Here is a 20788-nt window from a genome sequence, read left to right on the forward strand (position 1 = left end):
GTGTCGGTCGTCGTCTCGTCCATCGGGGGTGTCTCCTTCCGGAGGAACATCAGTCCCTCGCGTCTCCGGAGTTACACCGTTGATCGTATAGACCCCCACCCGCCCCACCTACCCGGGAAGCGCCTGAATACCGTTGGTTGATCGCCAGATTGGGCAAAGGGTCCTCAATGAGCTTGTTCGGGAGTGCGCCGCATGCGCTGCGGCCACGACGGCAGGGCGGTCGGCAGGCCCGGGATCGTGGAACGCCGCGAGGCGCTCGCGTTGCCCTCCGCCCCCGGCGGGGCTGCCCTCCTGCGCCGCGTGCGGCGATGCGCGGCCCGCAATCGGAACGAGGGTGTCGAGCACGGACGTCTCGGAATGGTCCATAGCGGTCCCATGCCCACGACAACGCGCTATACGTGGCCTTTGTGTCGGCGTTACGTGCCGTTGATGTCGGCGCGGTTCCTGCCTGATGAGGGCACCGTTCCATGACGAGTATTCGACGCCAGGATGGCATCACGCCAGGATCACGGTGGGGTTTGAGTGTGGTCGGTGTTTGCGGTGGATCGCGGCGGGCAGGGGCGGTTTTGGAGGAGGCTCAGGGTGGCGAGACCGGTGCCTGGCGCGGCGAAGTCGGCCAGGATCCCACCTCCTGATCTTCGACAGGTGGCGCTTGATGTGGGCGCTCTGATCGCCTGGTCTCGGCGGTGCCTTCTCGTCGACCGGTTCGTCCGGGGTCTGCTCGAACGTGTGCGGCAAGGATGTTTCGTTCGGTTCGTGAGGGTAGGCGCTGAAGGAATCCGGGGGGTGCGGCATCGCGGGGGCGCGGTGCCGTCCGGAAAGGAAGGGCCGGACCGCGTTTACGGGCGGTCCGGCCCTTCCCATCGGCTCAAGGCCGATCGTTGCAAGCCCTCGCGAGGAACTCCTCAGGCTCTGGTCGGCGGCTGATGACCCTCATCCTCGCCACCCTTGGCGTCGGGCTCGGCGTTGGGCGGATCGGTCGGGCTGGGAGTGTGCTCTTCGGCGAAATCGTCGCTCGATTCGTCCTCAAAGGCGACGAGGTCATCACCAGATTCAGGCTGCTTGCTCATGTTCCCACCTCCTGGGGCGGCCCTACCCGACATGAGCGCGGAAATGTGCGGCGAGTGAGGCCTTTCGGGCGCGGCGGCCAGCCGCCTCTGTCCTGACCGTGGGTTCCTCGGTGAACGCCGCCGGTCGTCCGGCCGGGCCATCCGTGAATTGAGCTGTGCGAGCCCGATCAGGAAGGTCAGCCGGTGCCCGCGTGGAACAAGCCGTCTCATGTGTAGGGCCGCCAGATTGGGCATAGAGGGATGGCCCGACGAGGTCAGAAGGAGGCAATGTCATGACCGTGACCGGAATTCTCACCGCGATCGTCATCGGAGCGATCATCGGGGTGCTGGGCAGGCTCGTGCTCCCGGGGCGCCAGCCCATCGGCATCCTGCTGACCATCGGCGTCGGTGTTCTCGCCGCCCTGGTGGGCACGGCGATCGCCCAGTCGGTGGGGGTCGCCACCACCGACGGCATCGACTGGATCGAGCTGGTCTTCCAGATCGGCCTCGCCACTGCCGGTGTCGCCGCTGTCGCCGCCTTCCAGCGCCGGAACCGAGGCGTCCGCGGTCACTGATCCAGCGCCGAGCCAGACGAGGTCCCCGCGACCGGCCCGGCTCGGGCCGGTCGCGGGGATTTCGCGCCTTCCCAGATCAAAGATCCTCCGGCCCCGGTTGTGGAACGCCTGAAACCTGGAACTTCTAGTTCGAAGCACACCGCGTTGCCGAGATCGAACGCGAATCAACCCAATACGGGGCACATGATCCGCCGTCACCAGCGAGAACGTAGAGGTGCAGGTCGGCGGGGGGCCGGCCGGTGGTGAGCGGGTCGACCAGCGAGCGGACGTCGGCGGCCAAGGGCACTTCGAGTTCGTCCCCGCCCTTGAGCCGGAACCACAGGACGGTGTGCCCAGCGTTGCGGCGGACGCGGCCGACGAGCAGGCCCTCGAGCTCACCGGCCCGCAGCGCGGTATTGACCAGCAGGGCCACCGCCGCGGCGTCGGCCGGGTAGTCGTCGGCGATGGCGTGCGCGCCCTGCAGCAGCTTGGCGGCGATGACGCGGGGGAGGGCCGGGGTGCTGCCGCGCCGGGGCACCTTCGGCGGGTCGACGTACTCCGCCGGGCTGAAGGGCAGAACGCGGCGGCGGACGGCGTAGCCGTACAGCGACTTCAGCGACGACAGGCGGCGGGCGATGCTGGGTGCGCGCAGCGGCTTGCCGCGGCCCAGCTTCGCCATGGCGCCGGTGGCGGTGCCCATCTCGTCGACGTAGGCGACCAGCACGTCCTCGGTGACCTGCCACAGCCCGGCGCCGGGCAAGCTGACCTGCAGCCAGCGCACGAACGCGGCCAGGTCGGCCAGCTCGCGTCGGCCTCGTAGCGGGGGAGTTGGTCGATCAGGTCGACGTCGGCGCCGGGCACCTCACCGCCGTCGCCGCGGCGGCGCCGCGGCGACAGCCCGGCGATGTCGCCGACCGACACCAGCAGCGGCGCGGGCGGCGCCGGTGCCGCGCCCAGGGCGGGGGCTGCGCCGGGTGGCGGGGGAGGGGTGGCCATGTGGCCGGCGTGCGGTGGGGTCTGCGCGGGGGAGCGCAGCAGCGCCGTGGGCTCGAGTACGACCTCACCTCGGCTGGCGTTCGGGTCGGTCATCGTTGCCTCCATCGGCGCAGTATCGGCCTTCGCCGTGGCTGGGTGCGGGCATCCTGGTCGCGGGTCGCGGCCAGTTCGGCGACGACCCGGCGGGTGAGAGGGCTCTGCGGGCCGGTCGCCTGCGCGCAGATCTGCACCGCCGCCTGGTACGTGGCGACAGCGGCGGCGGCGTAGGCCTGAGCTAGAGCCTGCTGCCCGAATGCGGACGTGGGCTCGGGCGCCGAGGGCAATTCGTTGGCCAGCTCAAGCCCGCGCTCGGCGACGGTGACGGCCTCGGCGAATTGATCCGCCGCCAGGTAGGCGCTCGCCAGGCAGCTTCTGTAGTGGGAGCGCAGCCAGTGATCGGGGAGGTGGCTGTCGAGGAGCGTAGCGGGCGACGTGTTTGACGCCGGGGTGGGTGCGCGTCGGAGCGTCTTACGCGGACATGGCCGGTGCTGATGATGGGCCGATGGTTGGCGTCCCTGGCGACGGTGGAGGGGCCCGGCCACCTGCACCGCAACCTCGCATCAGAGTGGCGGTTGACAAATATATAGACCGGTCTATTATATCTGCCATGGCTACTACCAAGGGAGCGGCGACCAGTGCGCGGCTGGTCGAGTCGATGCTCGAACTGATCCAGCGCAACGGCTACGCCGGCACGGGGCTCAATACCGTGACCGAGCACGCGGGCGCCCCGAAGGGGTCGTTGTACTTCCACTTTCCAGAAGGGAAGGAGGCGCTCGGTGAGAAGGCGGTGGAGCTCGCGGCGGCGCGGTTCGGCTCATTGGTCGGCGATTCGGTGCTGGAGGGCGCCGCACCGGGCCAGGTTGTGCGCGGCGTCCTTGACGTGCTGGCCGGGATACTCACCGACAGCGACTTCCAGCTCGGCTGCCCGGTCTCGGTCGTGACGCTGGAGATGGGCGCGCAGAGCGAACGGTTGCGGTTCGCTTGTGCGAACGCGTTCGAGTCCTGGATTGCACCGGTCACCGACCTCCTCGTCGCGCGGGGCCGCCCGGAGTCAACCGCGCGGGCTAGGGCGACGGCGGTCGTCAGCATGGTGGAAGGCGCGGTGATCGTGTCACGCGCCCAGCGTTCGACCGAGCCGTTGCGCTTCGCCGCCGACGCGCTCGCCCTTCTGCTGGACCAGGAGGCGGCATCATGAGCACGATCGAGAGGCACGCGCTGGTTTTCGGGGCGACCGGGCTCATCGGGCGGAATCTGGTCCTGGCGCTCGGCCGGGCAGGCGTCCGGGTGAGCACGGCGAGCCGCAGCCGCGACTCCTACGAGCGCCTCGAGCGGTGGCTGGCCGAGCACGGGCACCCGCGACCGCCGGCCGACCTCCGGGTCGACTTCGCGTCACCGTCCCTGATCGCGGGGGATCTCCAACCCGACGGCATCACGGAGGTCTACAACTGTGCGGGCGCCTACCGTTTCGGGATGACCGAGGATGAGGCGCGCCGGGCCAACGTCGACAGCGTGCGGGCGATCGTCGCGTTCTCCGCTCGGCTGCCGAGTCTGCGCCGGCTCGTGCAGGTCTCCGGATACCGCGTGAGCGGGCAGGAGCGGCCGGAGAGCTACCGGGATCTGGGCGCGTATGAGGGGTCGCGGGTCGAGGCCGACGCCGTGTTCCGGACCGAGGTGGAACGGCTCGGGGTTCCCTGGTCCATCGTCAACCCGGCCAGTGTGATCGGTGACAGCAGGACGGGGGAGTCCGACCAGTACCTCGGGCTCGCGTCGACCTTGAAGGATCTGTGGCAGGGCACCCTCACCGCAGTCCCGGGGAACGCGCGGACCTTCGTCCCCGTCGTCGCGGCCGACTATTTCGCGCGGTTCATGGCATTGTTGCCGGAGGCTGAGGAAGCGGCGGGCGAGGCGTACTGGCTGCTGGACGACGACACCCCCGCGATGCCCGACCTGATCGCGCTCGTCGCCGACCACTATGGGGTCAAGGCGCCGCGCATGCGGATTCCGGTGCCGGTGGTAAAGAGGCTTCCGCGGCGCCTTACCAAGGCTGATCCGGAGACGTTGACGTTCCTGTCCAGCGACCGCTACCCGACCGGGTCGGCCCGGGCGTTCGCCGACCGGCACGACCTGGTCATGCCGGACACCGCCACGACGATCCGCCGCTGGGCCGACCATCTGGCGGCACACCGCTTCGGGGACGCTCCGCCCGGCAACAGGCGATTCACCACGCTGGGCGGAGTGCGGACGTTCGAGCTCGGCGAGCCGGGGGCACCCACGGTGGTGCTGCCGGGCCTGCCGGTGAACGCCGACACCTGGGCGCCCGCCGTCGCGCTCCTGGGCGATGCCCGTGCCATCGACCTACCTGGGCTGGGGATGAGCGCCGGAGACCCTGACGACTGGTCGTCCTGGCTGGCCGCACTGGTGACCGAAAGCGGTGCGCCTCACCTGGTGGGGCACTCGATCGGGGCCGCTGCCGCCGTCGAGGCCGCTGCCGCCCACCCGGACGCGGTCGAGCGGCTCACCCTCGTGTCGCCGTTCTTCTTGCAGAGGCGCCCTGGCCTCCTGGCTCGATCGGCGCCTCTGTCGCGCCTGGGTCTGAAACGGGTGACTCCAGACGCCTTGGCCGACCGACTCGCCGGGAGTGCGGAACACGCGGCCGCGCTCGGCTCCAGCGTCGCCGACCTGCGCCGCGGTGACGTGGCGGGGAACGTCGCGGGCCTGCTCGCCGCGTCCGCCGAGCAAGAATGGCGTGCCGGCCTCCAGGCCAAGCTCCGCGCCTATGGCGGGCAGGTGCACGTGATCGTCGGCTCCGAGGATCCGCTGGAGATCGTTCCGAACGCGACCGTGACCGTCATTCCCGGCGCCGGGCACCACCCGCAACTGACCCACCCGCGCGAGGTCGCCGAAGCCGTCCGCACGCACGCCGAACTCAAGATCCGGTAAAGGCTAAGGTTGGGGGCTGGCGGACAGCAGTGGGGATAACCTCCCGTGGTCAAACCAGGTCGCTCGTCACGACCGGGAGAGATCTTGGCCGCGCTGCCGCCGACGGCCGTGACATTGGCGCCGGGATGACCGAGGGGGCGGAATCGTTCGACTCCGCCCCCTCCGCCGATCCGATCAGAACCTCGCGCATGACCTGCCGGAACGAGCCACCAATCCAATCGGATCCGATCCGGACTTCCGCCTCCCCTTTGCGCCCCTAACTCCCGGTCGGTTGAGGTCCCGGTGACGTACCGGCCGTGGTCGCAGGCCCAGCGCAGGATCGGGCTCTGCTCACGAGCCTCGGCGATCATCCGGTCCAGTTCGTCGTCGTGCTCGGCTGCCGCGCGCTGGACCGCCTCGTCGTGCGGCAGTGGGAGGTGCGAGGTCAAGGCGGAGACCGCGTCGAAGACACCGTCGACGGCGACGAGGGCTGCCAGGCGCGGCTCATAGGCCGCCGCGCGGGGCGCCAGGTAGCCGCCCAGACTGACACCGAGCAGCGCGATGCGGACCGGATCAACGCCCGGGCCTTGGGTGAGGAAGTCCAGGACCGGGCCGACCACGTTCTCCCAGTCCGGCCGGAAGGACAGCACGTTCCGGTGGATGGCCGCAGGCTGCCCGGGTCCGTCGAAGGTCAGGACGTGATAGCCGCGTTCCTGCCCGCCGACGGCGCCGAAGAAGTGCAGCTCCTCGGCGGGCGCCGTCGAATCCGTTGTGCATCACCAGTGTCGGCTTCGGGCCCGCGCCCGCCGCCCGGTAGAAGTAGCCGTGCAGGAAGAACTCGGCCGCCCGGTAGTAGGTGGAAGCGCGCAGGAGCCCGTCGCGTGCGCTGACGGGGTGGCTTGCGCGGGCCTCGGTGTCCAAGCGCTCGGCGGTGGACAGCCAGGCGTCGTGCCAGCCGTCGTAGTCGCCGGAGGTGACGCGGGAGGCGGTAGCGATGACTTCACCGACGTCCGAGCCGCCGTAGACGGCCAAGCCGAGGGTGCGCAGGGTCTCGAACCCGAACTGCTGATCGTCTGGGAACATCAACTGCTTCACCGCATCTCCTCTTCCAGGAGGGCGCGCAAGGGGCGCGGGGACCGACCGGTGAGGCGCTGGACGGTGTCGGTGACGCGGTCCTCGGCCCCCTCGGCGATGGCCTGATCCATGCCGGCCAGCATCGCGGCGAACTCCGGCGCCACCTGGTCGGTGAGGCGTTCGCGCATTTCCTCGTAGGACAGAGGGCGGTGGACTACGGGCCGACCGGAGACCTCGGTGATGCACGCGGCGATGTCGTCGTAGCTCAGCGCCTCCGGTCCGGTGAGGATGAGATCGGTGTTGGGAGACTGTTCGTCGGCCAGGGCGTGGACCGCGACGGCCGCGATGTCTCCGGCGTCGATGAAACCGACCCGGCCGCTTCCGGCGGCGGTCCAGATGGTGCCGTCTTCACGGATGCTGAGGGCGTGGACGTGCGTGCCGGTGAAGTTCTGCATGAACCAGGAGGGCCGCAGCACCGCCCACTGCTCGAACAGGCCGGGCAGGGCCCGATGCACCACTCCCACCGCCGGGCCACCCTCGGGAATGGCCGAGGAACTCAGGAGCACCGCGCGGTGCACGCCGGCGGTGCGAGCCTGTTCGAGAAAGGGCAGCATGATCGCCGCCGGATCGGAGTCGCCCGGGGGCGGTATGAGGTAGACGCGGTCGACCCCGTCGAGGGCGGCGGCGTGGGTGGCGGGGCCGTACCAGTCGAAGGAGACCGGCTCCGCGCCGGGGACCGCGGTGCCCTGACGGCTGGCGGCCTTGACGCGGTGACCGGCGGCTGTCAGCTGCGCGGCGGTGCGGCTGCCGGTGGTGCCGGTGGCGCCGATGACCAAAGTGGTGCCGCCGGCGGTCATCGGCTGCTCCCGGCGAAGTCGGTGCCGGGTTCTTGCACGACGAGCGGGTTCCAGTAGTCGCGGTAGGAGGTGATGAGCCCGTCCCGAACCGTCACGACGGCGATGTAGGTCATGTCGAAGGGCTTGCCGGTCTCCACCAGGCGGCCCACGCCGCGCATCTCGACCACGATGGTCTCCGGATCGGTGGTCTGGTGGATCCGCAGGTCCGGAAAGTCGTGCAGATCGATGTGGTCGGGATAGTGACGCAGGTAAGCGGCGATGGCGCCCTTGCCCTCCAAGCGCCCGGGCCAGCTAACATTCTGCCTAACACGGTGTTAGCCTCTGGCTACAGCGAGAACGTAGAGGTGCAGGTCAGGGTTAGAGGCCCTCGGCGCGGCCGATGATCTCTTTCATGATCTCGTTGGAGCCGGCCCAGATGCGGGTGACGCGGGCGTCCATCCAGGCGCGGGCCACGCGGTACTCGCGCATGTAGCCGTAGCCGCCGTACAGCTGGACGCAGCCGTCGATGATCTCGTTCTGCACGTCGGAGGTCCACCACTTGGCCTTGGAGGCGTCGGCCGTGTCGAGGTCGCCGGTGACGTGCGCGGCCAGGCACTGGTCGACGAAGGCCTGCGCCACGTCGAGCTTGGTGACGAGCTCGGCCACCAGGAACTTGTTGTGCTGGAACGCGCCGATCGGCTGCCCGAAGGCCTTGCGCTCCTTGACGTAGGCGATCGTCTCCTCCAGGACGCCGCGGGCGTGGGCGACGTTGGCGACCGAGCAGGACAGGCGCTCCTGGGGCAGGCGCTCCATCATGTGGACGAAGCCGCGGCCGAGCTCGCCGATGACGTGGGAGTCGGGGACGCGGACGTTCTCGAAGAACAGCTCGGAGGTGTCGGCCTCGGGCTGGCCGACCTTGTCGAGCTTGGTGCCGCGGGTGAAGCCGGGCATGCCGGCCTCGACGCCGAACAGCGTGATGCCCTTGGCGCCCTTCTCCGGGTCGGTCTTGGCGGCCACGATGATCAGGTCGGCGTGCCCGCCGTTGGTGATGAACGTCTTGGAGCCGTTGATCACCCAGGCGTCGCCGTCGCGGGTCGCGGTGGTCTTCAGCGCCGCGAGGTCGGAGCCGCCGCCCGGCTCGGTCATGCCGATGGCGGTGATCAGCTCGCCGCTGCAGAAGCCGGGGAGCCAGCGCCGCCTGGCCTCCTCGGTGGCCAGCTCCAGCAGGTAGGGCGCGCAGATGTCGGTGTGGATGGCCACGATCGAGTTGTAGGCGGCGGCGACCCGGGCCAGCTCCTCGCCGATCACCGCGTTGAAGCGGAAGTCGCCGGCGCCCTGGCCGCCGTACTCCTCGGGCACCTGCATGCCCAGGAAGCCCTGCTTGCCGGCCTCCAGCCAGACCTCCCGCCTGAGCATCCGCTCATCACGGATCTCCTCGTCCAGTGGCAGCAGCGTGCGCTCCACGAACTCCCGCACAGACTCTCTGAACAGTTCGTGGTCGGTCTCGAAGACGGTGCGGCGCATGCGCTTCCTCCTGAAATCATCGGTGCTGCCCGGACAGTCTACTGAGCGATCGCTTAGGCTGAGCGGGTGAGTCAGGACATGTGGGCGACGGTGCGCCCCGAGGCGGCGCGGCGGCTCCTGCTGGCCGCCGTCGACTCGTTCGCCGAGCTGGGCTACCACGGCACCTCGACCCGGCACATCACCACCGGGGCCGGGATGAGCGCCGGAGCCCTGTACGTGCACTACCGGACCAAGGCCGACCTGCTCTTCCAGATCGCCCTGATCGTCCACGACTCGGTCCTGGCCACGTTGCGCGAGGCCCTCGACGGCAAGGAGGAGCCGCCGCAGCGCGTCCGCGCCCTGATGTACGCGTTCTCCTCCTGGCACGCCCGCCACCACGAGGCCGCCCGGGTGATCCAGAACGAGATGCGCGCCCTCGAGCCCGAGCACGCCGCCCGGATCGCCGCCATGCGCCGCCAGGTGCGCGAGCTGATCCTCGCCGAGGTGTCGGCCGGCGCCGCGAGCGGCCACTTCGACGTGGCCGACCTGCCCGGCACCGCCCGCGCGCTCTCCTCGCTCGCCATCGACGTGTGCCGCTGGTACCGCCCCGAGGGCCCGCGCACGCCCGACGAGATCGGCGCGCTGTGCGCGCACACCGCGCTGCGCGTCGTGGGCGCGGAACGGTGAGTCAGCGGTCGGCGTAGACCGTGTGCCGCAGGGTGGCGGTGCCGCCGCCGGGCTTCACCGACACCTCGACCTTGCCGACCCTCCAGACGGTCGCCGTGCTGCCGGGCGCGCCGAGCTCGCCGGAGACGGCCCCGGGCAGCCGCGCCCGGTCGCCGATCTCGGGATAGAAGACGACCATGGCGAACTCGTCGTTGTCGTTGAAGGCGTACTGAGCGTCCATCGTGACACCGCAGAACGTCTCGGGCCCGAGCCCGGTGACCCACCAGTCGCCGTTCTGCTGGGAGGCCTGCGGGAACCTCTTGGTGAACTCGTCGGACGAGGTGCCCCAGGAGACGCCGTTCCAGCCCCAGCCGAGCCTGCCGCCCGACGGGTCGCGGGGGGCGGGCACGGCCGCCCCGGCGCGCGGCCTGCGAGAGGGGAGGAACCGCCCTACCCCGCGTCGTCTCCCGGACAACGGCTCATCCTCCATCGTTCAGTCCCACCAGAAGGACCAGTGGTCCCTGCCACGGATCTCCTCGGCGTAGCCCCGGAGGTCGCCGGGGCCCTGGAAGAGGATGTCAGGACAGAAGGCCCAATGCTCGGCAGCGACGTGCAGGGCGTGGCGCACGCTGATGGGCGGGGAGGCGACGCTGAGCTCGAGGGTGTTGAAGCCCAGCGCGATGACGCGCGCGCCGAACCGGTCCTCCCAGCCGCGGACCACGGCGGCGAGCGGGGCCGTCCACTCGTTGTGGTTGAGCGCGCCCTGCCAGCCGATCGCGGCGAGGGCGTCGGCGCCGCGCTCGACCGCGACCAGGCCGAGGGACATGCCGCGGTGGCCGAGGAGCCGCGCGTGCCGGTCGGCGACGGCGCCCGGGTCGTCCAGCGCGGCGCCGCGCTGCGCCGGGCCGGGGCAGTCGGGGCCGAACGGCGCGAGGTCGTCGTGGTCCTCCTCGGCCGCCTGCTCGGCCCAGTCGGCCCACACCTCGGCCATGAACGCGCCCGGTACGTAGTTGCCGACCTCGGCGACCGGCTCCGGGGCGATCTGCCCGGCCGCCCACGGCTGGTCGGACTCGTCCAGCAGCAGCGGCCACAGGCCCGACCGGGGGTGGGCGGCCCGCAGCGCCGCCCACAGGCCGCCGCCGACGGGCTCGTCGCTCAGCCAGAACGCCGGCCGCTGGAGGAGCTGGCGCTGCGGGTAGCCGGGGTCGGGCCAGACCACCTCTCCCGCGGGCAGCGGCACCTCCAGCGTCCGCTCGACGTCGTCGTCGGCGAACAGCTGTGGCAGGTTGCCCGGCAGGTGCCGCCGGAGCTCGAGGTCGTCCATTTCACGCCGTTCCGGTACAGATCAGTGCCAACAGGGATCTTGGCACTCCGGCATGTTAACGGCGAGCGGCCCGCCGGTGGGACCGGCCGCCGGGTTCGGTCGGCCTCACCGGCGGTGACCCGTCCGTGCGGACAGCACCATCGCGGCGGCGCCCGGCCCGGTCACCAGCAGAAGGATCGCCACGGCGGTGGGGAGGCGCACGTCCGGCAGCGGGAGCCCGGTGATGGCGGCGGCGAACGCCATCAGCGTGACCGCGGTGATGAGGACGCCGGTGGCCACGCCGATGCCGAGCATCGCGGCGGCCTCCAGCCGAACCATGCGCATGATCTGCCGCCGTGTCGCGCCGACCAGGCCCAGCAGCGCGAACTCGTCCCGGCGGGACCTGGTCGCGACCGCGAGCGTGGTGACCAGCCCGATGACCACGAAGCCGGAGATGGCCAGCACGATGACGTGGCTCATGAAGCCCTGGAGCCTGAGCGTCTCCGACACCTGCGCGCCGTACGCGCCGGCGCTCACGGCTTCCGCCCCGGCGTACGGGGCCAGCGCCCCGCGCAGGTCGGCGTCGCCGCGGACGAGCACGTGGTCGTCCAGCGGCGTCGTCGTGTGCGCGGCGACCACGGAACGGGGGAGCAGCACGTCGCCGAACCCGCGCCCGCGCTCGTACACCGCCACGACCCGCGGCCTGATCAGGGTGCCGTCACCGAGCCGGATCGGCACGGCCTGGCCCGGCCGCAGGCCCTCGGCCGCGATCTCGCTGAGCGCCACCGTGCCGGCGTCGCGCAGGTCGCCGAGCCGCCCCCGGCTCACCCCCGGGTCCAGGGTCTGGTCCAGGCCGTCCAGGCTCACGCCCTGGGCGGGGAGCGACAGCAGGGTCGTCTCGCCCAGCTCGCGCACCGACATCACGACCGTGGTGCGCTTCACCGCGGTCGCCGCCCGCACGCCGGGGGCGCCGCGCACCGCGTCCAGCACCCCGGGCGGCAGGCCCTGCCCGGCGGAGACGACGACCTGGCCGGCGCGGGTCCCGTCGGCCGACTGGTCCTCGGTCGCCGCCACGGCGGTGGACTGCGCGAAGAGCTGCACCCCGGCGAACGCCACGGCCAGCGCGACCGGCGTGATGACCGATCCGAGGCGCAGCGCCGCGGCCCCGATGTTGTGGCTCGCCAGCGGCCCGGTGACCGGCGACAGCCCGCGCAGCGCCGGGGCGAGGAGACGTTCGCCGTGCCGGGCGATCAGCGGGGCGAGGAACGCGGTGGCGATGATGAGCGCGAGGACGGTCCCGCCGACCGACGCCTCGGCGGTCGAGCCGCTCGTCAACGTCGAGGCGCCCAGCGAGCTCAGCGCCAGGACGAGGAACACCGAGCCGGTGATGACCCGCCAGAGGGGGAGCGAGGCGGGCTCCACGGCGGCCTCGCCCAGCGCCGCCGCCGGCCTGATGCGGGTCGCCCGCAGCGAGGCGAGGAACGCCGAGAGCGCGGCCGCGACGAGCGTGATCGCGAGCGCCGCCAGCGCGGGCAGCGGGCTGAGGGAGAGGCCGAAGCCCGCCGGGAGCACGTCCTTGGCCGACATGGCCCCGTGCATCGCCGCGCCGGCCCCCAGCGAGAGGATGCCGCCGGCCGTCCCGGCGGCGAGCGCGAGCCGCAGCGTGCCGCCCAGGAGGTCACGGCGGACCTGCCAGGGCGTCGCGCCCACCGCCCGCAGAAGGGCGATCTCGCGGGCGCGTTCGCGGACCGACAGCGCGATCAGGCCGGAGACGACGACCAGCGCCGTCAGCACGGCCACCACGCTGAACGAGGCGGACATGTCGATGATGTCCGGGCGTGCCGTGGCCACGTCGAGGGTCTCGGCGTCGCCGCGGGCCGCGCCCGTCCGCACCGTCAGGCCGGGTACGGCCCGCTCCAGGGCCGCGGAGCCGACCTTCCCGTCCGCCAGCACGGCGAGGGCGTCCGCCTGACCGGGACGCCCGCTCAACGCGGCGGCGGCCTGCGGGCCGAAGAAGGCAGCGCCCGGCCCGCCCGCCTCGACCAGGCCGCTGACGCGGTACGGCCGCGGCGTGCCGGACGACTGGAGCCCGACGACGCCGCCGGTCGTGACGCGGGCCCGGGCCGCGGTGGCCGTGTCCAGCACGACCTCGTCCGCCGCCTGCGGGGCGCGCCCGCCGGTGAGCGCGTACGGCCGCAGGGCCGCCGAGTCCCAGCCGTGGCCGGTCACCGCGACACCGGAGGTGGTGAGCACCGGGAACGACACGTCCGCCACGACCGCGCGGACGCCGGGGACGGCGCGCAGCTTCTCGGCGGCGGCGATCGGGACGCGCGCACGTTCGGGCAGGGGCCGGCGCTGCGTCTCGGGCTCGGAGCCGGTGCGCTTCTGCACGACGGAGACCGACTGCGGGGCCGTGACCACCGCGGCGGCGGCCTCGAACCGCTCCACCGGCGCGTGCGCGCGCAGGGCCGACTCCAGGAGCACGCCGCACGCCCCGAGGAGCGTCGCGGCGAACAGCAGGGCGGTGAACACGCCCCTCTTCGCCGCCTTCGTGGTCTTCACAGCACCTCCCAGCGGTCCATCACGGAGGTGACGGAGGGGTCCACGAGCTCGTCGACGATCCGCCCGTCGCTCAGGAACAGCACCGAGTCGGCCCAGGAGGCCGCCACCGGGTCGTGCGTCACCAGGACGACCGTCTGCCCGGTCTGGTCGGCCGCCTCGCGCAGCAGGCGCAGCACCTCGCGCGCCGTCCGCGGGTCGAGGGCGCCGGTGGGCTCGTCGGCGAAGACGACCTCCGGCCTGGTGACCAGCGCGCGGGCCACGGCGGCCCGCTGCTGCTGCCCGCCCGACAGCTCGGAGGGGCGGTGGCGCAGCCGGTCGGCCAGGCCGACCCGTTCCACCACCTCGGCCAGCCAGTCCCGGTCGGGCCGCTCGCCGCCGAGGTGGAGCGGCAGCGTGATGTTCTGCTCCACGTCCATCGACGGGATCAGGTTGAACGACTGGAAGACGAAGCCGATCTTCCGCCGGCGCAGCCGGGTGCGCTTCGCCTCGCTGAGCCGCCCGATGTCGGTGCCGCCGATCAGGACGGTGCCCTCGGTGGGCCGGTCGAGCCCCGACGCGCACTGCAGGAACGTGCTCTTGCCCGAGCCGGACGGGCCCATGACGGCGGTGAACCCGCCGCGCGGGAACGCCCGGGTGACGCCGCGCAGGGCCGTCACCGCACCGTACGACCTGCTGACCGCCTCCAGGCGGACCGCGTGTCCCGTGGCGGTCGCCGCCGACGTCGCCAGTGTTGTCACCGTCATGATCCCCTCACCCTCGTCCGTGCTCTCACCTGGATGAACGTAGATCGGGAGGAGGCACGGGCACATGGGCTCGGACTCCCGAACCGGTGGTGTAGCGGGCTACACCCCCGGCCGGGGTGCGGGCGTCCTTCCGGGTGCCGTCCGGGGTGCCATAACGTGATTCGCGACGGAGGGGGTGAGGACCATGAAGGCGGCGATCGAGCGCAGTCTGCGCGCCACGGTGTACCTGGTGGCGGGCCTGCGCACCGCGCTGCCCGCGCTGGCCGGGATCAGCGTGTTCCCGCTGGTGGCGTTCTTCACCGTCCTGACCGTCGGGGTGCCCTGGCTGCCGGAGGTGGTCCGCCCGCTGCGCGCGATGGCGAACGCCGAGCGGCGCCGGGCCGGCCGCGCCCTGGGCGAGGAGATCCCCGCGCCCTACGCCGAGCCGCGCGGCACCTCGTTCCGGCAGGGGGCGGTGCTGCTGCGGACGGCGTCGACCTGGCGCGACCTGGCGTGGATGGTGGTGCACGGCTTCGGCGGCCTGCTGGTCGCGGTCGTGGCGGTCATGTTGTGGCCGTCGATCCTGCTGTCACTGTCGCTGCCGTTCTGGTGGTGGGCCGCGCCGGAGGGGTCCCAGTCGGCGTACGTCACGCTGGACAGCTGGCCCAAGGCGCTGACCATGCCGTTCGTCCAGGCGGGCGTGAACGCACTGATCCTGCTGGTGGTCGTGCCCTGGGTCGCGCGCTGGCAGGCAAGGCTCGCGGCGGCGCTGCTCGGCCCGACCAAGGGCACCAGCCTGGCCGAACGCGTCGAGCGGCTGACCGAGACCCGCGCCGAGGCGCTGGAGGCGCACGGCGCCGAGCTGCGGCGCATCGAACGCGACCTGCACGACGGCACGCAGGCCCAGCTGGTGTCGGTGGTGCTGCGGCTCGGCCTGGCCGACCGGCGTTTCGACGCCGACCCGCAGGCGGCCCGCACGTTGTTCCTGGAGGCCAGGGAGGGCGTCGAGGACGCCCTCACCCAGCTGCGAACGGTGATCCGCGGCATCTACCCGCCGATCCTGTCCGACCGCGGGCTGCCCGGCGCCGTCCGCGCGCTCGCCGCCGGGCTGCACATCCCGGTGACCGTGGACGTCGCCGAGGAGCAGGGCCGGGTGCCCGCCGCGGTGGAGGCCGCCGCCTACTTCGTCGTCGCCGAGGCGCTGACGAACGTCGCCAAGCACAGCGGCGCGGCGTCCGCCGAGGTCTCGGTGCGCCGGGACGGCGACGCGCTGCGGATCGTCGTGCGGGACGATGGGAAGGGCGGCGCCGATCCGGCCGGCGGCAGTGGCCTGGCCGGGATCCGCCGCCGGGTCGCCGCGCTCGACGGCGCCACCCGCATCGACAGCCCGGTCGGCGTGGGAACGACACTCGAGGTGGAGCTGCCGTGCGGATCGTGATCGCCGAGGACAACGCCCTGCTGCGCGAGGGGCTGGTCCTGCTGCTGACCACCGACGGGCACGAGGTCGCCGCGGTCGCCGACACCGGGCCGCAGATCGTGCCGCTGCTGCTGGAGCACCGGCCCGACGTCGCCGTGCTCGACGTCCGGCTGCCGCCCGGCTTCCGGGACGAGGGGCTGCGCGCGGCGATCGAGGCCCGCAAGGCGATCCCCGACCTGCCGGTCCTGGTCCTGTCGCAGTACGTGGAGGAGACGTACGCGACCGAGCTGCTGGCGGGCGGCGCGCAGGGCGTCGGCTACCTGCTGAAGGACCGCGTGGGCCGGGTGGAGGAGTTCCTCGACGCGCTCGGCCGGGTCGCGGCGGGCGGCACCGCGCTCGACCCGGAGGTGGTGTCGCAGCTCATGACGCGGCGCTCGCCACTCCAGGCCCTCACCCCGCGCGAGCGCGAGGTGCTCGCCCTGATGGCCCAGGGCCACGACAACGCCACCATCGCCACCACGCTGGTCATCACCGAACGTTCGGTGAGCAAGCACATCGGCGGCATCTTCCTCAAACTCGACCTGCCGCCCAGCGACAGCGGCCACCGCCGCGTCCTCGCCGTCCTGGCGTACCTGAACGCCTGACCGCCGCCTGGACCTCGCCCCGGTCAGCCGGGGTCCTCGGGCCTGCGCGGCGGCCGGTTCGCCGGCGGGTTGACGGACTGGCCGCCCAGGCCCGGCGTCTCGCTGATGGTCTTGCCCGCCTTCTGGACGGACGACAGCGGCCGGGTGACGTCCTCCAGGGACTTGCCCTCGGCGTCCACGCCCAGGACGAGTTCGACGAACGCGCCGACGCACATGATGCCCGCGGCCAAAAGGTAGCCGATCGCCAGCCGGGTGCGGTCGGCTCCGTCGCCGATCAGCGCGCCGTACAGGATCGGGCCGAGCGCCCCGAAGCACTGCGCGATGGCGAAGAACACCGCGATGGCCTGGGCCCGCACCTCGACGGGGAACAGCTCGCTCACCGTCAGGTAGGCCGAACTGGCGCCCGCCGACGCGAAGAAGAAGATCACGCACCACAACACGGTCTGGGTGAGGGCGGTGAGCACGCCCAGGTAGAACAGCCAGGCCGAGACCGCCAGCAACAGGCCCGACAGCAGGTACGTGCCGGAGATCATCTTCCGGCGCCCGACGGTGTCGAACAGGTGGCCCAGCAGCAGCGGGCCGGCGAGGTTGCCGGCGGCGAACGCGATGAGATACCACGGCGCCGCGGACGACGGGATGCCGTAGACCTTCGTCAGCACCAGCGTGTAGGTGAAGAAGATCGCGTTGTACAGGAACGACTGGGTGATCATCAGCGTGGCGCCGAGGATCGACCGTGTCGGGTACTGCGAGAACAGCACCCTGACCAGCGTCAGGTAGCCGCGGTGCGGTGAGGGCCTGATCTCGATCGCCTTCGCCGGGTCGACGTCGGGGAGGTCGTGCCCGGTGCGCCGGACCTCCTCCTCGATGTAGGCGATCGACTTCTCGGCCTCCTCCTCCTTGCCGTGCATGACCTGCCAGCGCGGGCTCTCGGGCAGATGGCGCCGGACGAAGAGGATGACGACGGCCAGCACCGGGCCGAGCAGGAAGCCGAGCCGCCAGCCGACGTCGGTGGGCAGCTCGTTGAGGAACAGCAGCGTGCCGAGCGTGCCGAGGATGGCGCCGCCCCAGTACGTGCCGCTGATGCCGATGTCGACGCGGCCCCGGTACTTCGCCGGGACGAGTTCGTCGATGGCCGAGTGCATCGCCGCGTACTCGCCGCCGATGCCCATGCCCGCGATGAAGCGCGTCGCGTACATGTAGATGATCCACGGCGTGCTGGAGCCCATGGTGAACGCGGTGAGGCCGCTGCCGATCAGGTAGACCGCCAGCGTCACCATGAACAGCTTGCGCCGGCCCATCTTGTCGGCCAAGTTGCCGAAGAACAGCGCCCCGACCACCTCGCCGACGAGATAGACCGTGGCCAGCGCGCCGACCTGGGTGGACGACATGTTCAGCGCCGCCGGCTCGCTCAGCGTCCCGGCCACCGCGCTGGCGACCGTGATCTCCAGGCCCTCCAGCACCCAGGCGGTGCCGAGGGCGATCACCATCCGGGTATGGAACGGTGACCACGGCAGCCGGTCGACCCGTGCCGGGATCAGGCTGCGGACCACTCCGGATCGCTGTGACACACCGGGATTCGCCATGCCCCCACCTCCTTGAGCGAACGCTCCGCCCGTACCCCGCGCGATCCGGCGGTGATCCGGATCACACGGGTTCTAGGAGATGTTTTTGCACTTCGGGGAGGGGGTCCCGGACGTCAGGCGCGCGTCCAGGGGAGGGCCGGGGGACCGGCGGCGACCGGGGTGCGCGCCGGCCCCGCGGCCTGCTCGCGCCCCTCGACGGTGCCGCCGTTGTCGAGCAGGTGCGCCAGCGGCAGCGTCGCGGCGCCGACCGCGACCGCCTCGGGGCCGAGCCTGCACAGCTCGACCGACGTCTGCGCGAACGGCTGGCGCAGCGCGTTGCCTGCCGCCGCGTCGCGGATGAGGTCCAGCATCTGGTTGCCGATGAGCAGCCCCGCCCAGCCGCCGATGATGATCTTTTCGGGGCTGAAGAGGTTGACCAGCCCGGCGATGCCGGTGCCGAGGTAGGCGACGATCTCGGTGCGGATCTCGGCGGCGAGCGGCGCCGGGTCGGCGAGCAGCTGGGCCAGCGCCGGCTCCTCGCCGGTGGACGCGGTGCCGCCGGCGGCCCTGTAACGCTCCAGCAGCGCGGTGGCGCCGACGTAGGCCTCCAGGCAGCCGCGGGCGCCGCAGCGGCAGAGATTGCCGCCGACCTGCGCCTTGGTGTGGCCCCACTCGCCCGCGCTGCCCGCCGAGCCGCGGTACGGCGCGCCGTCGACGACCACGCACGCCCCGATGCCGGAGCCGATGAGCGCGACGACGGCGTTGCGGGCGCCGCGCCCCGCGCCGAACCACATCTCGGCCTGGCCGAGAGCGGTCGCGCCGTTGTCGACGAACAGCGGGAGGGACGTGCCCTCGTGCCGGTCGGTGCCGGCGCGCAACATCTGCTCGAGCGGGACGGCCTCCCACCCGATGGTCTGGCAGTGCACGACGTACTCGGGAGTGTGGGCGACGGTGCCGGGGACGCCCACGCCGACGCCGATCACCGTCGCGCTGTCGACCCCGCTCTCGGTGATGACGGTGCGCAGCCCGGACAGGATGTGCTCGACGACGGCCCGCACGTCGTGGCCGCCGTCGCCGAGCGGCAGGTCGGCCTTGGCCAGCGGGGTCAGCTCCAGGTCGAACAGCTCGACCAGCACCCGCGTCTCGCCCACGTCCACGCCCACCAGATGACCGTGGCCGGGTGCGGTCTTGAGCAGGATGCGCGGCCGCCCGCCGTCGGACTCGACGCTCCCCGCCTCGATGATCACGCCGATGTCCAGCAACTCGGCGACGACGTTGCTCACCGACGCCTGGCTGAGCCCCGTCTGCGCGCTCAGTTCCTGCCGCGTCAGCGGGCCGTCGAAGTACAGGCGACGCAACAGCGTCGAGCGGTTGCCGCGGCGCAGGTCGCGCACGGTCCGCCGGGTCTTCTCCGGCATCGGGCCCCCTTCTGGTCTTGACCGCCCATTATGTCACTGCTTAAATCACGGCGTGAAATAAGTGGTGATCTAACTCACGTGTGATCCATGTCACCGTTCCGCATCACTTCTGGAAGGTCGCGCCGATGCCCCACCCCTCGATCAGATCCCGCACCGGGAGATCCCGCACCGGGAGATCCCGCACCGAGAGATCCCGCACTGCCCGATCACGCGCATTCCGCTCCACCCGCACGGCGACGGCACTCGCGGCCGCCGGCCTCCTCCTCGCCACCGCCGCCGCGTGTGGCGGCGGCACGTCGGAGGGCGGCGGCGACAGCGCGCCGAAGACGCTGACCTACTGGGCCAGCAACCAGGGCACCAGCTTGGAGCACGACAAGCAGGTGCTGCAGCCCGAACTCGCCAAGTTCGAGAAGCAGACCGGCATCAAGGTCCAGCTCGAGGTCGTCCCGTGGACCGACCTGCTCAACCGCATCCTGGCCGCGACCACCTCGGGCCAGGGGCCCGACGTCCTCAACATCGGCAACACCTGGTCGGCCTCCCTCCAGGCCACCGGCGGCCTCATGCCGTTCGACGCCAAGGCCATGGGCGAGGTCGGCGGCGCGCAGCGGTTCATGCCCTCCGCGCTCGCCTCCGCCGGCGCCCAGGGCAAGGACCCGGCCGCCGTCCCGCTCTACTCGCTGGCCTACGGGCTCTACTACAACAAGAAGCACTTCGCCGACGCCGGGCTCCAGCCGCCCAAGACCTGGAAGGAGCTCGTCGACTCCGGCAAGAAGCTCACCAAGGACGGCCGGTACGGCCTGGCCGTCGAGGGCGCGAGCATCCCCGAGAACGTGCACCACGCGTTCATCATGGGCCAGCAGTACGGCGCCGACTTCTTCACCGCCGACGGCAGGCCGAGCTTCGACACCCCCCAGGCCGCCGAGGCCATCAAGGCCTACGTCGACCTGCTCGGCAAGGACAAGATCGCCGCCGCCGGCAACGCCGAGTACAGCGAGAACCAGTCGTTGCGCGACTTCGCCACCGGCAAGGCCTCCATGCTGCTGTGGCAGGCGACCACCAGCGGGCTCACCAACCTCGGCATGAAGCCCGGCGACTGGGGCGTCGTCCCGATCCCGCTGCCCGACCCGGTCCCGGCCGGCGGCCGCCCGATCACCTCGTTCGTCGCGGGCATCAACATCGCGGTCTTCAAGAACACCGACAACCGCGCCGGCGCGCTGAAGTTCGTGAAGTTCATGACCAGCGACGACGAGCAGAAGATTCTCAACAAGACCTACGGCTCGCTGCCCTCGGTGCCCTCCGCGCAGGCCGACCCGGCGTTCCAGACCGACGACCTCAAGGTCTTCCGGAGCATCCTGGAGAAGAGCGCCGCGCCGCTGCCGCAGGTGCCCAAGGAGAGCGAGTTCGAGACGCTCGTCGGCACGGCCATGAAGGAGCTCTTCGCCGACGCCGCGTCCGGGAAGCAGATCACCACCGAGGACGTGCGCGCCAAGCTCAAGACGGCGCAGCAGAAGATGAGCGGCTGAC

The 20788-nt window shown here is 71.8% G+C and carries 18 protein-coding genes and 1 pseudogene; 7 read left to right on the forward strand and 12 right to left on the reverse strand.

What is annotated here, in order from left to right; translation table 11 throughout:
- Positions 1-905: 905 nt before the first annotated feature.
- On the reverse strand, positions 906-1070 hold the full coding sequence (locus tag ABZ810_RS40770; RefSeq protein WP_358412301.1) for a hypothetical protein: 165 nt from the start codon (positions 1068-1070) through the stop codon (positions 906-908).
- Positions 1071-1342: 272 nt separating this feature from the next.
- Between ABZ810_RS40770 and ABZ810_RS40775 the strand changes: the two genes are divergently transcribed.
- Positions 1343-1624, forward strand: coding sequence for a GlsB/YeaQ/YmgE family stress response membrane protein (locus ABZ810_RS40775; RefSeq protein ID WP_358412303.1), 282 nt, complete (start codon positions 1343-1345; stop codon positions 1622-1624).
- A 124-nt stretch (positions 1625-1748) separates the two neighbouring features.
- Here the strand turns inward: ABZ810_RS40775 and ABZ810_RS40780 are convergent, their stop codons facing one another.
- The gene (locus ABZ810_RS40780; RefSeq protein ID WP_358412554.1) at positions 1749-2405 is read right to left on the reverse strand and encodes a site-specific integrase; all 657 of its coding nucleotides are present in this window, start codon (positions 2403-2405) and stop codon (positions 1749-1751) included.
- An 840-nt stretch (positions 2406-3245) separates the two neighbouring features.
- On the opposite strand from ABZ810_RS40780, the gene ABZ810_RS40785 reads away from it, so the two are divergent.
- Both ABZ810_RS40785 and ABZ810_RS40790 read left to right on the forward strand, forming a co-directional pair.
- Complete coding sequence (locus ABZ810_RS40785) at positions 3246-3833, forward strand: TetR/AcrR family transcriptional regulator (protein ID WP_358412305.1); 588 nt, start codon at positions 3246-3248, stop codon at positions 3831-3833.
- The gene (locus ABZ810_RS40790; RefSeq protein WP_358412307.1) at positions 3830-5578 is read left to right on the forward strand and encodes an alpha/beta fold hydrolase; all 1749 of its coding nucleotides are present in this window, start codon (positions 3830-3832) and stop codon (positions 5576-5578) included. The genes ABZ810_RS40785 and ABZ810_RS40790 overlap by 4 nt, the downstream gene beginning before the upstream one ends.
- 552 nt (positions 5579-6130) lie before the next feature.
- On the opposite strand, the gene ABZ810_RS40795 is transcribed toward ABZ810_RS40790, so the two are convergent.
- The 4 genes and pseudogenes from ABZ810_RS40795 to ABZ810_RS40810 all read right to left on the reverse strand — a co-directional run bounded on the left by ABZ810_RS40795 (position 6131) and on the right by ABZ810_RS40810 (position 8991).
- On the reverse strand, positions 6131-6652 hold the full coding sequence (locus ABZ810_RS40795; RefSeq protein WP_358412309.1) for a hypothetical protein: 522 nt from the start codon (positions 6650-6652) through the stop codon (positions 6131-6133).
- A complete protein-coding gene (locus ABZ810_RS40800; RefSeq protein ID WP_358412311.1) occupies positions 6649-7488 on the reverse strand; it encodes an NAD(P)H-binding protein in 840 nt (279 codons plus the stop codon). Before ABZ810_RS40800 ends, ABZ810_RS40795 begins: the two co-directional genes overlap by 4 nt.
- Positions 7485-7772 (reverse strand): annotated as a pseudogene (locus tag ABZ810_RS40805) (nuclear transport factor 2 family protein); the annotation flags it as partial. The pseudogene ABZ810_RS40805 and the gene ABZ810_RS40800, both read right to left, overlap by 4 nt.
- A gap of 73 nt (positions 7773-7845) precedes the next feature.
- Positions 7846-8991 (reverse strand): acyl-CoA dehydrogenase family protein, encoded by a 1146-nt coding sequence (locus tag ABZ810_RS40810; RefSeq protein ID WP_358412313.1) that lies wholly within the window; start codon positions 8989-8991, stop codon positions 7846-7848.
- A gap of 66 nt (positions 8992-9057) precedes the next feature.
- On the opposite strand from ABZ810_RS40810, the gene ABZ810_RS40815 reads away from it, so the two are divergent.
- Positions 9058-9657, forward strand: coding sequence for a TetR/AcrR family transcriptional regulator (locus ABZ810_RS40815; protein ID WP_358412315.1), 600 nt, complete (start codon positions 9058-9060; stop codon positions 9655-9657).
- Position 9658: 1 nt separating this feature from the next.
- On the opposite strand, the gene ABZ810_RS40820 is transcribed toward ABZ810_RS40815, so the two are convergent.
- The 4 genes from ABZ810_RS40820 to ABZ810_RS40835 all read right to left on the reverse strand — a co-directional run bounded on the left by ABZ810_RS40820 (position 9659) and on the right by ABZ810_RS40835 (position 14244).
- Complete coding sequence (locus ABZ810_RS40820) at positions 9659-10045, reverse strand: hypothetical protein (RefSeq protein WP_358412317.1); 387 nt, start codon at positions 10043-10045, stop codon at positions 9659-9661.
- Between the two features lie 84 nt (positions 10046-10129).
- A complete protein-coding gene (locus ABZ810_RS40825) occupies positions 10130-10960 on the reverse strand; it encodes a DUF4253 domain-containing protein (protein WP_358412319.1) in 831 nt (276 codons plus the stop codon).
- Between the two features lie 105 nt (positions 10961-11065).
- Positions 11066-13501: an ABC transporter permease gene (locus ABZ810_RS40830; protein WP_358412321.1), complete on the reverse strand. Its 2436-nt coding sequence runs from the start codon at positions 13499-13501 to the stop codon at positions 11066-11068.
- The gene (locus ABZ810_RS40835; protein WP_358412323.1) at positions 13498-14244 is read right to left on the reverse strand and encodes an ABC transporter ATP-binding protein; all 747 of its coding nucleotides are present in this window, start codon (positions 14242-14244) and stop codon (positions 13498-13500) included. Before ABZ810_RS40835 ends, ABZ810_RS40830 begins: the two co-directional genes overlap by 4 nt.
- A 184-nt stretch (positions 14245-14428) precedes the next feature.
- Between ABZ810_RS40835 and ABZ810_RS40840 the strand changes: the two genes are divergently transcribed.
- Together ABZ810_RS40840 and ABZ810_RS40845 are read left to right on the forward strand one after the other, a co-directional pair.
- Positions 14429-15661 carry a sensor histidine kinase gene (locus ABZ810_RS40840; protein ID WP_358412325.1) on the forward strand — a complete coding sequence of 411 codons (1233 nt, stop codon included), beginning with the start codon at positions 14429-14431 and terminating at the stop codon, positions 15659-15661.
- On the forward strand, positions 15649-16284 hold the full coding sequence (locus ABZ810_RS40845; RefSeq protein WP_358412326.1) for a response regulator transcription factor: 636 nt from the start codon (positions 15649-15651) through the stop codon (positions 16282-16284). Before ABZ810_RS40840 ends, ABZ810_RS40845 begins: the two co-directional genes overlap by 13 nt.
- Positions 16285-16307: 23 nt before the next feature.
- Here ABZ810_RS40845 and ABZ810_RS40850 read toward each other — a convergent pair whose 3' ends face one another.
- Both ABZ810_RS40850 and ABZ810_RS40855 read right to left on the reverse strand, forming a co-directional pair.
- Positions 16308-17867, reverse strand: coding sequence for an MFS transporter (locus ABZ810_RS40850; protein WP_358412328.1), 1560 nt, complete (start codon positions 17865-17867; stop codon positions 16308-16310).
- A 113-nt stretch (positions 17868-17980) separates the two neighbouring features.
- Positions 17981-19264: an ROK family transcriptional regulator gene (locus ABZ810_RS40855; protein ID WP_358412330.1), complete on the reverse strand. Its 1284-nt coding sequence runs from the start codon at positions 19262-19264 to the stop codon at positions 17981-17983.
- A gap of 125 nt (positions 19265-19389) precedes the next feature.
- Between ABZ810_RS40855 and ABZ810_RS40860 the strand changes: the two genes are divergently transcribed.
- A complete protein-coding gene (locus tag ABZ810_RS40860; RefSeq protein ID WP_358412332.1) occupies positions 19390-20787 on the forward strand; it encodes a sugar ABC transporter substrate-binding protein in 1398 nt (465 codons plus the stop codon).
- The last annotated feature ends 1 nt before the right edge of the window (position 20788 follow it).

It is taken from the genome of Spirillospora sp. NPDC047279 (assembly GCF_040643285.1).
Taxonomy (GTDB): Bacteria; Actinomycetota; Actinomycetes; order Streptosporangiales; family Streptosporangiaceae; genus Spirillospora.

What these genes read in the sequence shown, in the direction of transcription:
- ABZ810_RS40835 (WP_358412323.1), bottom strand. Translation starts at nt 14,244, where the DNA reads ATGACGGTGACAACACTGGCGACGTCGGCGGCGACCGCCACGGGACAC.
- ABZ810_RS40860 (WP_358412332.1), top strand. Translation starts at nt 19,390, where the DNA reads ATGCCCCACCCCTCGATCAGATCCCGCACCGGGAGATCCCGCACCGGG.
- ABZ810_RS40770 (WP_358412301.1), bottom strand. Translation starts at nt 1,070, where the DNA reads ATGAGCAAGCAGCCTGAATCTGGTGATGACCTCGTCGCCTTTGAGGAC.
- ABZ810_RS40790 (WP_358412307.1), top strand. Translation starts at nt 3,830, where the DNA reads ATGAGCACGATCGAGAGGCACGCGCTGGTTTTCGGGGCGACCGGGCTC.
- ABZ810_RS40840 (WP_358412325.1), top strand. Translation starts at nt 14,429, where the DNA reads ATGAAGGCGGCGATCGAGCGCAGTCTGCGCGCCACGGTGTACCTGGTG.
- ABZ810_RS40825 (WP_358412319.1), bottom strand. Translation starts at nt 10,960, where the DNA reads ATGGACGACCTCGAGCTCCGGCGGCACCTGCCGGGCAACCTGCCACAG.
- ABZ810_RS40800 (WP_358412311.1), bottom strand. Translation starts at nt 7,488, where the DNA reads ATGACCGCCGGCGGCACCACTTTGGTCATCGGCGCCACCGGCACCACC.
- ABZ810_RS40810 (WP_358412313.1), bottom strand. Translation starts at nt 8,991, where the DNA reads ATGCGCCGCACCGTCTTCGAGACCGACCACGAACTGTTCAGAGAGTCT.
- ABZ810_RS40855 (WP_358412330.1), bottom strand. Translation starts at nt 19,264, where the DNA reads ATGCCGGAGAAGACCCGGCGGACCGTGCGCGACCTGCGCCGCGGCAAC.
- ABZ810_RS40775 (WP_358412303.1), top strand. Translation starts at nt 1,343, where the DNA reads ATGACCGTGACCGGAATTCTCACCGCGATCGTCATCGGAGCGATCATC.
- ABZ810_RS40785 (WP_358412305.1), top strand. Translation starts at nt 3,246, where the DNA reads ATGGCTACTACCAAGGGAGCGGCGACCAGTGCGCGGCTGGTCGAGTCG.
- ABZ810_RS40850 (WP_358412328.1), bottom strand. Translation starts at nt 17,867, where the DNA reads ATGGCGAATCCCGGTGTGTCACAGCGATCCGGAGTGGTCCGCAGCCTG.